Raw genomic sequence first — 13298 nt, 5'->3', positions numbered from 1 at the left:
CATTTTATATATCTCGATGATTTACAATGTTTTGTGCGAAAGTTATGACATTGTTGCCCGTTATAGCTGATAATTTTTTGCAGCTATTGTCTGGTCTTGCTGTTAATAATATCGATGGTGATGCAGAAATTGCATTAAACATTTATGTAAAAGGGTGTCCATTGTAAACGAAGGTATCGCTGCTTGTCGTGGTAACAATTTATAGTCGCGTGACTTGTCAAAAAGTTTAAGGAAAGATTAATGCTTATATAAAAACTTGCTTAATCATTTTTTAGATTAGTTGTGAAATAAACTTGTTAAATCATCAATAAAAAATAACCTTCTTTGCCTTAAAAGCTAAGAAGGTATTTACAATCACAATTGTTGGTTGGATTAATCTTGTTCTGAATTGTTACTGGTTTTTTCTTTCATTTTTTTTACGCTTTGTGAGGCTACCGATGCCATTCTACCCATAGTGTCTCTTAAAATTTTTCCATCATCAGTTTTAAACGAAGCTAATTGATCGATACCATTTTCGTCAACTTCAAAATATGAAGCTTCATTAAATCCTAATTTACTAGCGTAAAATAAATGTGGAATGCTACCACGAGTTGCATTATAGTTTTGCACTGCAGCATTGTAAGCTTCTCGTCTTTCTAGAACAGTATTTTCAATTTCGTCTAATTGAACCATCAATTGTTGATATGTTGTATTTGCCTTTAAATCTGGATATCGATTTGCCAACATTTGAACATTACCTATTATATGAGAGGCTTCTGATGAGGCTGCATTAGCTTGGCTAATACTATCACTTTCAGTAATGGTAAAATGAGTTAATTTTTCATGATCCCCATAGCTTGATGCTATATCAGAAAGGCGTTGTGCTATATCGTGTCTTTTTTTGATTGTTGCATAGATATTTGATTGTTTCTGTTTGACATTTTCGGCTAAACCTCTAAGTTTATTATATGCAAAAAACAGCCAACCAATGATAAGGATGAGAATTATAATCAAAGTTGTAAACATAAATGACCTTTTAAATAATTGTATATTTTTTATTTATTTGAATAAATTTCCCTAATCTTATTAGCATAATATTCACAACTAAGATTAAATGATCACTAACTCGTTTTTGTGAATTTATATCATTTACACTACTCAGGGAGCCTCTATTTTATAGATGTCCAAAACAGTTGTTTTGGTCACAATAGTAAGGGGGCTAATTGCCAATTTATTATTAAATTGGCAAAAGCGATTTGAACGGTATCATATATTTTTAGTTTTTACAACTTATTGTTAATTATAGAATTGTTAAAAATGCTATCTACTTTAAGTTATGATAGGCATAATTAATTAGATGATGAAATATAAAAAACCGCCATTTTAGGCGGTTCATTCACTTAACCAACTGGAACGTAAATTCACTATCACTCTTTTGCTATTTTGTTTAAAGCCAATGGCAAAAATTCATTTAATTGACTTTCTACTTTGATATAAGCCTCTAAAGGTTTTTGATAGGGATCTGAAAGATCTTCATTTTTACCTGTAGAAAACTCAGATAATGTAAAAACCTTACCTTTTGCTTGCGGATATTGTTCTAAAATTTTTGCTTTGTGTTTTTGTGTCATAGTCAGCAAATATTCTGATTTATCAATATCCGCTTTTGTTAATTGTGTTGCTTTATGTGATGAGATATCAATAGCATGTTGTTTTAATACCGTCACTGTCCCTTGTTCTGGTGCGGTTTCTTTAGGATCAACATTCACACCTCTTGATTGCACGATAATATTTAGATTATGTTTTTTTACATAATCATTTGCCAAGGCTTCAGCCATTGGACTACGTCCCGTATTACCAGTACAAACAAATGTAACAATATGATCTAATGCAAAGCAAGAACTACTAAAAAATACAAATAAACAAACTAAAAATTTTTTTAACATAGACATTCTATTTCCTTTATCCTTTATCAATGGCTTATTACAATTTTAAGCAAATTTTATACTAAATAACATTAAATACAATGTTTATCATAGTGTTATAACTCATTAGCTTTCGATTTATCAAATAACAATATGATAAAAAAACAAGAAGCCGATTATGTTTACCTGTTGTCGTTTTGTTTAACTAAATACAAAATATTATTTATGGCGGTTTTAGCTTGATGGCTGTTTTTCCAGCAAGTTGAGCCTGTTAATAATGCGCCTTTGCTTAGAATTTCATCTAAAGTGGCGTGGCGTAATTTATCAAAAGAATCAAGTTCCATTTGTTCAAGTCTGTCAATAATTTTGCCACCCACAAATTTTAGCTGTAACAATTGTTGTCGCTCTGTTTCTGAAAAAGCCATATCATTCCTATTTGGATTACATTAATATTAATTTTAATTTATATTTATATTTATATTTAAACTTGTTCACTTAACTTTTTCCACTTTCTGATTTTGGTTCGAAATGATTTAAACGGTGCCACAGAATTAATATGAATAAAGCGCGCTACGGTCCAAGATTCAGGGAAAGGTTTAGTCCAATTACGTCTATCTTTAATAAATAACGTATCATCATCCAAAGATTCAATCCAATTATTCCAGATAACAAGTTTCTGGTTAAATAATGTAATTAGTTCTTGTAATGAATAATCCTGATAAATCTTATAAAAGTGTTGATATAATTTGCCTAACTGATTCCATTTGTAGCCTTCTGCTGGTAATGTTGGGGTTTGTCCTGCAAGTTCATCATCATCCCAAGACTTAACAAGATCCAACCATCCTAACTGATAAGCAATCATTTGCGCAGGAGTACGATCGACACCATGAATTAACTGATCTTTTTGCGATTCTGTTAATGTATTAAATTCTTCAATAAATAATTTAGCGGTTTTGTTTATTTCATTCAATAACTGTTGTTTACTGGTATAAGCCATAGACAAACTATCCTTTTTTTGCTTTATTTTTAAATTGCTTTAATTCTTCATCAATAAAATAACGAACCAAATTAGCATATAACGCTTTAATAATATCACCATTTAGTCCTAACTCATTGGCCCAAAGCTTTCGTTGCTCAAGCATAGTGTCAAAACGGGCTTTGGCTTCTACAGCACTAGCACTTTTTTTAAATTCACTAGCAGCTTTAACATATTCAAAGCGAGCTGCAAATAGCTTAATAACAGTGTGATCAATCTGATCTATCTCTGAACGAATATCGTCCATATTACAGCATTTTTGGGGTGTTAACTTAGGATTATATTGCATGATATTTAGCCTGTTAAAATTTATTAATGACTATCCTAGCATTATGCTGTTTTATATAAAACTATTAATCATAATTTTTAATTTTGAATTATATTTAACTGCAACCCGCCAAAATTACTCGATTTTATCTATTTTTTATATTGTTAGCGAGATATTTGAATTATATCTTTGTAGCTTTTTGGGGGGATTATTTTTACTATAACTCGTTTTAACTCGTAAATATCTATTCCACTGTCAAACAATGAGTAATTTTATCGCTGGGCTTGATTGTTTTTATTTGAGTATTTGTTAAAACGGTAGTTATACGAGATTTGTATAACTAAACATATAACTAAAAAATGTGGTTGTAAATGTGTCTTACTGATGCTTACGAAATAGTAAAACAGGATTTAAGCCTTGTTTATACAGGTTTTGATGTGGTTTAAAGGATTTTAAAGAATGTTACTGAATATTGAATTGGTGCCGTGGGCGGGACTTGAACCCGCATGCCCTTAGAGCACTACCCCCTCAAGATAGCGTGTCTACCAATTTCACCACCACGGCGCCGTTTTTATTCTGGAATATCTGATGTTGGATTTTTATTCTCAGATTGAATAACAGGATCTACTGTCGGTGCTTGACCTGTAGTTTGTTGCGTGGTTACAGGAGCATTATCTTCAATATTATTGAACTCACCACTAGAAGTGATATGGCTGCGACTGCCCAAATTAGATAAAATAATACTTAGTATAAAAAATAAAACACCGAGTAACGTTGTTGTGCGAGTTAAAAAATTACCGCTTCCAGATGAGCCAAACAACGTTGCAGATGCACCAGCACCAAAAGACGAACCCATATCGGCGCCTTTCCCTCGCTGGATTAAAACTAAAACGATGATCGCAACTGCGATAATCAAATAACTGATAATCAAAAGTTCGTACATTTCAACCTGTCAATTTTTATGTGTTATACAACAGAATTTAATTTTGCGAAATATTAGCGAAAGACTCGCCAACAAGCAAGTAAAATTTAAGTTATTGTTGGTATAATTTAAGATTTAAGTGTTTAAATCGATGACTACTAATATTTTTTAGCGTTGGTATTAAAATTAATAAAAATCTTTTTTTACTAAAAATTTAAATTAATCTTCATATTTTTTATATAATCAATATAGTAAACAGTTTTCAAAACAATTTTATATTATGGCTAAGTCTAATTTAATGATATTGCCGACCCGTTTAGATTGATATCGCGATATTCGGTTGTGTGTTTTTTGTGAAAATCAGTATAATAGACGCCATTTTTATTTATAGTCCATGCTCGTTTTATGAAATTTATTGTTAAGCTTTTCCCTGAAATTACCATCAAAAGTGATTCTGTACGTTTACGTTTTATTAAAATATTAACCAGTAATATTCGCAATATTCTCAAAAATCATATTAAAGAAGTGGCGGTTATTCGTCACTGGGATTATATTGAAGTTCGCCCAAAAATTGTCGATAGTGAAAATCAAATTTTAGAATATCTAATGCGTATTCCTGGTATTCATCATATCTTAGCCGTTGAAGAGCTCACTTATGTTGACGTCCATGACATCTACGAAAAAGCATTAAATTACTATGCTCCTCTTATTGAAAACAAAACGTTTTGTGTTCGAGTTAAACGTCGAGGAAAACATGATTTTACTTCAATTGATGTAGAGCGTTATGTTGGTGGCGGATTAAATCAACATGTTGCCTCAGCCAAAGTTAAATTAACTCGACCTGATATCACGGTGAACCTTGAAATTGATAAAGATAAATTATTATTAGTTAAAGGCAGATACTGTGGAATAGGTGGCTTTCCAACTGGAACTCAAGAAGATGTCTTATCACTTATTTCAGGAGGATTTGATTCAGGTGTTTCCAGTTATATGTTAATTAGGCGTGGCTGTAGAGTGCATTATTGCTTTTTCAATCTAGGGGGGAAAACTCACGAAATTGGTGTTAAACAGATGGCTCACTATTTATGGGAACGGTTTGGTTCATCTCATAAAGTTCGCTTTATTGCCATTGATTTTTCTAACGTTGTGGGTGAAATTCTAGAAAAAATTGATGATGGTCAAATGGGCGTTATCTTAAAAAGGATGATGATTCGTGCTGCAGCAAAAATAGCTCAGCGTTATAACGTTGAAGCGCTTGTTACCGGCGAGGCGTTAGGGCAAGTATCAAGCCAAACATTAACAAACTTACGTTTAATTGATAATGTTAGCGATAGATTAATTTTAAGACCATTGATAACCCATGATAAAGAAACAATTATTAACTTAGCGCGGCAAATTGGCACAGAAGATATTGCTAAAACCATGCCCGAATTCTGTGGCGTAATTTCAAAAAGCCCAACAGTAAAAGCCGTGAAAGAGAAAATTGAAGCAGAAGAGCTAAATTTCGATTTTTCAATACTTGATAAGGCCGTCGAACAAGCTGAAAATATTGATATTCGAGAAATAGCTAAGCAATCAGATACTTCAATTGAGCAAGTTGAGACCGTTTCTACCTTGCACAATAATCATGTTGTTATTGATATTCGTTCATCTGAAGAGCAAGAAGACAATCCTTTACAGTTAGCCGATGTTGAAATTAAGTTAATTCCTTTTTATAAATTGGCAACGCAATTCGGTGATTTGGATCAAAATAAACAATATTTGCTTTATTGTGCAAGGGGTGTCATGAGCAAATTACAAGCACTGTATTTAATTGAACAAGGTTTTCATAATGTAAAGGTGTTAAATTATGCAAATTAACAATTATTTACCATATTATTAACCAGACTATCATTTTTTGCATATATAATAATTGAGTGAAAATACAAATTTTATATTTAATCCAAAAAATAAATGCGATAAATGAATAAAAGAGGATTGTAATGAGTAAATTGCTTGTAGTTGATGATGATCCAGAAATCGCCTCATTATTATGCGAACTACTAGAATTAGAAGGTTTTCAAGTTGAAACAGCAAATAATGGTAAAGAAGCTTTAGAAAAGTTTGATTCAACTTTTGATCTGATTCTACTTGATATAATGATGCCAGAACTGAATGGTCTTAATGTGTTATCCCAACTTAGAAGCAAGTGTACTGTTCCAGTTATATTTTTAACAGCAAAAGACGATGAAATGGATAAAATTATTGGTCTTGAACTGGGTGCTGATGATTATATTTTAAAGCCATTTAACGATCGGGAACTCATTGCAAGAATAAATGCATTATTGCGAAGAACGCGCTGGGATAATATTGTAAATGATGATAGTAATTTACCTTTACAATATACTGTTGATAAACTTACCGTAAATCGTAAACAGCAATCAGCCTATTATGATGATCAATATATCGATTTAACGGGCACTGAGTTTCAAGTTTTACTTAAGCTCCTTGAGAATGGTGGTAAAATAATATCCCGAGATACGCTGAGCGAAACTGTGTTAGGTAAAGAGTTTATTCCACTAGCTCGTTCGATTGATGTACATGTATCTAATTTGCGTAAAAAACTTCCACCGCGTAGCGATGGATTGCCTTGGATCAAAACGCTACGTTCAAAAGGATATTTGTTTGTTATTGATAGTCATGATGATTTGTTACAAAATTGACGTAATATTTTAATTTAGGTGTTGGTGATATGTGGATTTTTGATCGTTTAACTATTCGGATTTTCACTATCTTCCTACTCACTATCGCATTTTTTTTAGCGCTGATTGTATTATTGCCGAGTTTAGATTCGAGAAATTTGACTTATTTAGCAAATAGAGAAAGAGAAACAGGTAATATACTTGCTAATCAAATTGAACAAGAATTTACTCATATCCCCAAGGATAGCTTTCGTTGGTGGATGCGTTTTATTGTTGTGATGGATAATTATCAGAAGCCTGGGCAATTTTTATTCATTCTTACGCCCAATGACCAATTTATAACTGCTGATACTAAAAATATTGATTTAGTTAAAAACTTTAGTGAAATATCACATAATATTGCAGATCCGGCTAAAAAAATTTATGACTCACAAGAAATCATTGGCCCTTTTTTGATTAACTATGCTAATGATCAATATCGATTGTATGTTTTACAACCTTCCTCAGATGCGCAGTCACAATTTGTTAATCTGATTTTTGATCATCCTCTTTTGCTATTAACTCTCATGATGTTAATAAGTTCGCCATTTTTACTATGGCTATCTTGGAGTATTGCAAAACCAGCAAGACGCTTAAAGCAAGCAGCAGACGAAGTTGCTAAAGGAAACTTGCAACAATGGCCAGAACTTGAAACGATAGGTTCTTCGGAATATAAAGCAACAGGTGCAAGTTTTAACCATATGTTAAGAGAGTTAAAGCGAATGCAGGAATTACAGCAACGTTTGTTTTCCGATATTTCTCATGAATTACGTACACCATTAACTCGATTACAGCTAGCTGTTTCTTTATTACGTCGTAAACAAGGTGAAAGTAATGAAGTGAATCGAATTAATAATGAAGCGATTAAACTTGATGCAATGATTGGTGATTTATTATCTTTATCAAGACAACAATATAAAAATAATGAAGTGCGAGAATATAAACAAATTAATCTATTATTTAAGCCAGTGTTAGAAAATGCCACTTTTGAAGCTGAACAAATTGGTAAGACTTTTTCTATTGCTAAAGCGCTTCCTGATGTGGGTATTTTATGTTATCCCATCGCATTATGTAGTGCCGTTGAAAACGTGATTCGTAATGCTTTTCGTTATTCTCATCATCAAATTATAGTCAGTTTTACTGTTCAGCAGGCTGACATCATCATTACTATTGATGATGATGGTCCAGGGGTTGCCGACAATGAGCTACAACAAATTTTTAGACCATTTTATCGAACAAGTGAGGCCCGTGATCGAGAATCGGGCGGGACTGGTTTAGGTTTATCTATTGCTTCTAATGCCATTACACGAGATAACGGCACAATTAAAGCTGAAAAAAGTCACTTAGGTGGATTAAGAATTGTGATAGTATTGCCAATTCAAAAACAAAAACACTAAAGAGATATTGTTGTGTCTAATGTTGCATTAAATATTGTTTTATTTGAGCCCGAAATTCCAGCTAATACTGGGAATATTATTCGACTTTGTGCTAATACCGGCTTCAATTTACATATTATAGAGCCTATGGGCTTTTTTTGGGATGATAAAAAATTGAGACGAGCCGGACTTGATTATCAAGAGTTTGTTGATGTTAAGCGTTATAAAAATTTGAATCATTTTTTAGATAGTAATCAAATTGATTTGCTTACTCAGATTTATGCTTTGACAACTAAAGGGCAAAAACCACATAGTGATGTGAGTTATAAACCCAATGATTTTTTAATGTTTGGGCCTGAAACACGCGGTTTGCCAGCAACTATTCTTGATGTTTTACCGCAAGATAAAAAAATTCGTATTCCGATGTTAGCGAATAGCCGTAGTATGAATCTATCTAATTCTGTTGCGGTGGTGGTTTATGAATCTTGGCGTCAGCTGAATTATATTGGTGCTAAATAATCAGTGAAAGTTTGATTAAATGTTGTAGTTAATTGAATATTTGAGATTAGTTAGTGTATTTAAAATAAAGAGGTCTTAATTAGACCTCTTTATTCATTGATGTTACAAAAACAAGTTTTATGTTTAAGTAAATCCGTATTATTTAACACGTGAAACGTATTCGCCAGAACGTGTGTCTATTTTAAGAACTTCACCAATCTGTACAAATAGTGGTACACGTACTACTGCGCCAGTTGATAATGTTGCTGGTTTACCGCCTGTTCCTGCTGTATCACCTTTTAAACCTGGATCGGTTTCAACAACTTCGAGTTCAACAAAGTTTGGTGGTGTGACAGCGATAGGTTGACCATTCCATAAAGTTAAAATACATTCTGCTTGATCAACTAACCATTTTGCATTATCGCCTACCGCTTTAGCATCGGCAGATAGTTGTTCGAATGTTTCATTATTCATAAAATGCCAAAACTCACCATCAGTGTATAGATAAGTTAAGTTCATATCGACAACATCAGCGCCTTCAACTGATTCGCCTGATTTAAATGTTTTATCGACAGTTTTACCAGAAAGTAATTTTTTAATTTTAACGCGGTTAATTGCTTGTCCTTTACCGGGTTTATAAAACTCATTTTCAACTATTACACAAGGCTCGCCATCTTGCATTATTTTAAGACCGGCTTTAAACTCATTAGTACTATAAGATGCCATAAAAGCTCCAACTATCATTCTGAATTACAAAAAATGAGCCATATTATACAGCAAAAAGTTGAACTACCAAACAAAGATGACTGGATTTTTGATCTTGCTAATGTCGTAACCGATATCCAAAAGCTTTATCGTTATCTTGATTTGGATCCTAACGCTATTTCGTTATCAATGTTACAGGCGAAAAAACAATTTCCGCTGCGTGTCCCCATGGCATTTATTCATAGAATGAAAAAAGGTGATAACGACGATCCTCTTTTATTGCAAGTGCTTTGTAGTGACAGCGAAATGTTAAAAGTTGATGGATATAGTGAAGATCCTTTACAAGAGCAAAATAATGACATTGCTGGACTCTTACACAAATATCATAATCGTGCGCTTTTAATCACTAAAACGGCATGTGCTATTAATTGTCGTTACTGTTTTAGACGACATTTTCCTTACTATGATAACCAAAGTACTAAAAAAAATGTTAGTGCAGCACTAGACTATATCGCTAATCATCCTGAACTTGACGAAATTATTCTTTCAGGCGGTGATCCATTAATGGCAAAAGATCACGAACTGGCTAATTTAATTGATGCGTTATCGAAAATTCCCCATATCAAACGATTACGTATCCATACTCGGTTAGCTGTGGTTATTCCTTCCAGAATCACTACCACGCTTTGTCAATTGTTTATGCAAAGTCGCTTACAAATAATCGTGGTTACTCACATCAATCATCCAAATGAAATTGATGATAATGTTGCTGATGCAATCAAACAGTTAAAACAAAATAGGGTTACAGTACTTAATCAAAGTGTGTTACTAAAAAAAATTAATGATAATGCAGACATTTTAGCCGAGCTGAGTAATAAACTTTTTGATATCGGTATTTTACCTTATTACATTCATTTACTCGATAAAGTGCAAGGTGCGGCGCATTTTTTAGTTGAAGATAAACAAGCCAAAAAAATAATGAAACAATTAGCTGAAAAAGTCTCGGGTTATTTAGTACCTAAGTTAGCGCGTGAAATTGGTGGTGAAAAGAGTAAGCGCGTACTTGCTGTTGATGATTAGTGTTTTCCTATTGGTATTTGATCATGATTAAAAACCTTTTAGGCTAAATGTTATTAATCCAAACCATATTGTCTATGTTATTAACAGGCTAATATTGACATAATATATTATGTGTAAAATGGATAAGGCTTGAATGTTGTTTTACGCTATAGCAAATAGCTATCTTTTTTACCACCAACGATTGTGATAAAAATATTACGATAATGTATCATCTATGAAATTCTCTATGAAAATCTCATTGACGATATCTAAAATAGATTCTATAATTCCGACCTCTTTAATTAATGCTGTAGGGTTTAAACTCTACAACTTGTTGATAAATTAGATTTGGATATAAATCGTCATGAAACGCACATTTCAACCATCAGTATTAAAACGCAATAGAACTCACGGTTTCCGTGCTCGTATGGCAACAAAAAATGGTCGTCAAGTTCTTGCTCGCCGTCGTGCTAAAGGCCGTGTTCGTTTAACTGTTGCTAGCTGATTTAAAGTTGAGTGATTAAATTCACTTTTCCTCGGGAGTTACGTTTACTAACTCCCTTTGATTTCAATTATGTATTCCAAGAATCTGTTCGAGCGGGTTCGCCATTTCTTACTTTAGTTGCACGAAAGAATACTTTAAACCATTGTCGTTTAGGTTTTGCCATAGCTAAAAAGCAGATCAAACGATCGCATGAACGTAATCGCATTAAGCGGTTAGCGAAAGAGTATTTTCGTCACCATCAACACCAGTTTCCTAATATTGATTTTATTTTGATGGCTAAATCGCCAGCGATAGAATTAGATAATCAAAAACTTGTTGCGACGTTAGAGAAACTATGTCAACGAATTATCGAAAAACAAAGCGTCTAGATAAAATTGTATTAATTATAAAACAGCACATTATTGCATGTAAAACTTTGATAGTTAACATTTTTATTTTATTTATTCGTTTTTATCAGCGTATTATAAGCCCACTATTTGGTCCTAAATGCCGCTTTACTCCAACATGTTCACAATATGCAATAATTGCACTAAGACGCTTTGGAGTGATAAAAGGTGGTTGGCTAACGGTCAAACGTGTATTAAAATGTCACCCTTTACATGAAGGAGGAGAAGATCTTGTTCCTCCAAAAACTAAAACCAATAGAGAAAAACACTAATGGGATCTCAACGTAATATTTTAGTCATTGTTTTACTTTTTGTATCTTTTTTAATTTGGCGAGCATGGGAAGATGATCATGCACCTAAACCGCCGATTACGAATCAATTAACTCAGCAAGTAAGTGAAGAAGATTCCAATACAGATTTTACATTAGGTAAGACAATTACTGTAAAATCTGATGTGCTGTCACTAACTATTAATACCTATGGTGGTGATGTGCAGGCGGCTCAATTATTAAAATATGAGCAGACTTTACATTCAGGTACGCCTTTTCAATTACTGACTTCACGACCTGATTTTATTTATATCGCTGAAAGTGGCTTAACCGGTAAAGATGGTCCAGATAATGCCTCTCAAGGTTCAAAACGTCCGATATATCAAACTGAGCAAACAGAATATGTTTTAGCTGATGGACAAGATGAATTACGTGTACCACTTACTTATCAAGTCAATGGTGTGACTTATACCAAGTACTACATCTTACATCGCGGTAATTATGCTATCGACGTTCAATACGACATTAACAACCAAAGTGGTTCACCTGTTGAAGTTTCAATGTACGGTCAATTAAAACAAACTATAAAATTACCTGACGATGCAACAACTGAAGGTGGCGGCGGCTTAGGGTTAAGTGCGTTCCGTGGTACTGCTTACTCAAGCTCTAGTACCAACTATAGCAAATACAGTTTTGATGATATTAAAGATAAAGCATTAGCGGTCGAGACTCAAACAGGTTGGGTTGCAATGTTGCAACACTACTTTGCGTCAGCTTGGGTGCCGGCTCAAGATCAAAGCAATCTTTTTTATTCACGTGCTACAGCTAAAAATTCACAAGCAACAATTGGTTTTAAAGGGCAATCGACAGTGATTCAAGCGGGTAGCTCAGAATCGATTGCAGCTAAATTATGGTTAGGTCCAGAAATTCAAAGTCAATTGAAACAAACGGCAAATCACTTAGATTTAGTTGTCGATTATGGTTGGTTATGGTTCTTATCACAACCACTATTTTATCTACTAAAATTTATTCATAGTTTTATTGGTAATTGGGGCTTTTCAATTATTGTTATCACCTTTATTGTACGTGGTATTTTATTCCCATTAACGCGTGCTCAATATCGTTCTATGGCAAAAATGAAGTTACTGCAACCTCGCTTACAAGCTTTAAAAGAGCGTTATGGTGATGATAGACAAAAAATGAGCATGGAAACCATGGCACTTTATAAGCAAGAAAAAGTGAATCCATTAGGAGGGTGTTTACCTTTAATTATCCAAATGCCGATTTTCTTGTCATTGTTCTATATGTTAGGTAATACTGTTGAACTGCGTCATGCACCGTTTGCGCTTTGGATTTATGACTTATCCGCACAAGATCCATACTATATTTTACCGTTGTTAATGGGCGGAACTATGTTCTTAATTCAAAAAATGTCACCAACACCTGTGACTGATCCATTGCAACAAAAATTAATGACTTATATGCCATTAATCTTTACAGTATTCTTCTTATGGTTCCCGTCAGGTTTAGTTTTATACTATATCGTAAGTAACTTATTTACGATTGCTCAGCAACGTATAATTTACTGGGAACTTGAGAAAAAGGGACTTCACGAAAAGAAAAAGAAATAATATTAATTGTAAGGAGGGGTAA

At 33.3% G+C, this 13298-nt stretch carries 17 protein-coding genes and 1 tRNA gene; 10 read left to right on the top strand and 8 right to left on the bottom strand.

Annotated features, from left to right (window positions below; all coding sequences use genetic code 11):
* Window positions 1–26 precede the first annotated feature (26 nt).
* Window positions 27–167 carry a hypothetical protein gene (locus tag J3U56_RS04270; RefSeq protein ID WP_267366817.1) on the top strand — a complete coding sequence of 47 codons (141 nt, stop codon included), beginning with the start codon at window positions 27–29 and terminating at the stop codon, window positions 165–167.
* A gap of 205 nt (window positions 168–372) precedes the next feature.
* On the opposite strand, the gene J3U56_RS04265 is transcribed toward J3U56_RS04270, so the two are convergent.
* From J3U56_RS04265 to secG, 7 genes are all read right to left on the bottom strand, one after another.
* A complete protein-coding gene (locus J3U56_RS04265; RefSeq protein ID WP_065798397.1) occupies window positions 373–1005 on the bottom strand; it encodes a LemA family protein in 633 nt (210 codons plus the stop codon).
* Window positions 1006–1406: 401 nt separating this feature from the next.
* The gene (locus tag J3U56_RS04260; RefSeq protein ID WP_267366814.1) at window positions 1407–1928 is read right to left on the bottom strand and encodes a low molecular weight protein arginine phosphatase; all 522 of its coding nucleotides are present in this window, start codon (window positions 1926–1928) and stop codon (window positions 1407–1409) included.
* 155 nt (window positions 1929–2083) lie between these two features.
* Window positions 2084–2326 carry a hypothetical protein gene (locus J3U56_RS04255; protein ID WP_267333586.1) on the bottom strand — a complete coding sequence of 81 codons (243 nt, stop codon included), beginning with the start codon at window positions 2324–2326 and terminating at the stop codon, window positions 2084–2086.
* A 56-nt stretch (window positions 2327–2382) separates the two neighbouring features.
* Window positions 2383–2898: a ClbS/DfsB family four-helix bundle protein gene (locus tag J3U56_RS04250; RefSeq protein ID WP_267343967.1), complete on the bottom strand. Its 516-nt coding sequence runs from the start codon at window positions 2896–2898 to the stop codon at window positions 2383–2385.
* Window positions 2899–2905: 7 nt separating this feature from the next.
* Window positions 2906–3226: a chorismate mutase gene (locus J3U56_RS04245; RefSeq protein WP_267333584.1), complete on the bottom strand. Its 321-nt coding sequence runs from the start codon at window positions 3224–3226 to the stop codon at window positions 2906–2908.
* A gap of 457 nt (window positions 3227–3683) precedes the next feature.
* Window positions 3684–3769, bottom strand: a tRNA-Leu gene (locus J3U56_RS04240).
* A 7-nt stretch (window positions 3770–3776) separates the two neighbouring features.
* Window positions 3777–4148 (bottom strand): preprotein translocase subunit SecG, encoded by a 372-nt coding sequence (secG, locus tag J3U56_RS04235; protein WP_267333583.1) that lies wholly within the window; start codon window positions 4146–4148, stop codon window positions 3777–3779.
* Window positions 4149–4532: 384 nt separating this feature from the next.
* On the opposite strand from secG, the gene thiI reads away from it, so the two are divergent.
* The 4 genes from thiI to trmL all read left to right on the top strand — a co-directional run bounded on the left by thiI (window position 4533) and on the right by trmL (window position 8742).
* Window positions 4533–5987: a tRNA uracil 4-sulfurtransferase ThiI gene (gene thiI / locus J3U56_RS04230; RefSeq protein ID WP_267333582.1), complete on the top strand. Its 1455-nt coding sequence runs from the start codon at window positions 4533–4535 to the stop codon at window positions 5985–5987.
* A gap of 122 nt (window positions 5988–6109) precedes the next feature.
* On the top strand, window positions 6110–6829 hold the full coding sequence (locus J3U56_RS04225; protein WP_267333581.1) for a response regulator: 720 nt from the start codon (window positions 6110–6112) through the stop codon (window positions 6827–6829).
* A 35-nt stretch (window positions 6830–6864) separates the two neighbouring features.
* The gene (cpxA, locus tag J3U56_RS04220; protein ID WP_267333650.1) at window positions 6865–8244 is read left to right on the top strand and encodes an envelope stress sensor histidine kinase CpxA; all 1380 of its coding nucleotides are present in this window, start codon (window positions 6865–6867) and stop codon (window positions 8242–8244) included.
* A 12-nt stretch (window positions 8245–8256) separates the two neighbouring features.
* On the top strand, window positions 8257–8742 hold the full coding sequence (gene trmL, locus J3U56_RS04215; protein WP_065633916.1) for a tRNA (uridine(34)/cytosine(34)/5-carboxymethylaminomethyluridine(34)-2'-O)-methyltransferase TrmL: 486 nt from the start codon (window positions 8257–8259) through the stop codon (window positions 8740–8742).
* Between the two features lie 138 nt (window positions 8743–8880).
* Here trmL and efp read toward each other — a convergent pair whose 3' ends face one another.
* A complete protein-coding gene (gene efp, locus J3U56_RS04210; protein ID WP_065633915.1) occupies window positions 8881–9447 on the bottom strand; it encodes an elongation factor P in 567 nt (188 codons plus the stop codon).
* A gap of 33 nt (window positions 9448–9480) precedes the next feature.
* On the opposite strand from efp, the gene epmB reads away from it, so the two are divergent.
* From epmB to yidC, 5 genes are all read left to right on the top strand, one after another.
* On the top strand, window positions 9481–10506 hold the full coding sequence (gene epmB, locus J3U56_RS04205; RefSeq protein ID WP_267333580.1) for an EF-P beta-lysylation protein EpmB: 1026 nt from the start codon (window positions 9481–9483) through the stop codon (window positions 10504–10506).
* Window positions 10507–10849: 343 nt separating this feature from the next.
* On the top strand, window positions 10850–10990 hold the full coding sequence (gene rpmH, locus J3U56_RS04200) for a 50S ribosomal protein L34 (RefSeq protein WP_025314679.1): 141 nt from the start codon (window positions 10850–10852) through the stop codon (window positions 10988–10990).
* Window positions 10991–11001: 11 nt separating this feature from the next.
* Window positions 11002–11358 (top strand): ribonuclease P protein component, encoded by a 357-nt coding sequence (gene rnpA, locus J3U56_RS04195; RefSeq protein WP_267333579.1) that lies wholly within the window; start codon window positions 11002–11004, stop codon window positions 11356–11358.
* Window positions 11325–11648 (top strand): membrane protein insertion efficiency factor YidD, encoded by a 324-nt coding sequence (gene yidD / locus J3U56_RS04190; protein WP_323849446.1) that lies wholly within the window; start codon window positions 11325–11327, stop codon window positions 11646–11648. Before rnpA ends, yidD begins: the two co-directional genes overlap by 34 nt.
* Window positions 11648–13276, top strand: coding sequence for a membrane protein insertase YidC (gene yidC, locus J3U56_RS04185; protein ID WP_267333578.1), 1629 nt, complete (start codon window positions 11648–11650; stop codon window positions 13274–13276). Before yidD ends, yidC begins: the two co-directional genes overlap by 1 nt.
* Window positions 13277–13298: the final 22 nt, after the last annotated feature.

It is taken from the genome of Gilliamella sp. B2824 (assembly GCF_026536245.1).
GTDB lineage: Bacteria > Pseudomonadota > Gammaproteobacteria > Enterobacterales > Orbaceae > Gilliamella.
This window is presented reverse-complemented; position numbering and strand designations above follow the sequence as displayed.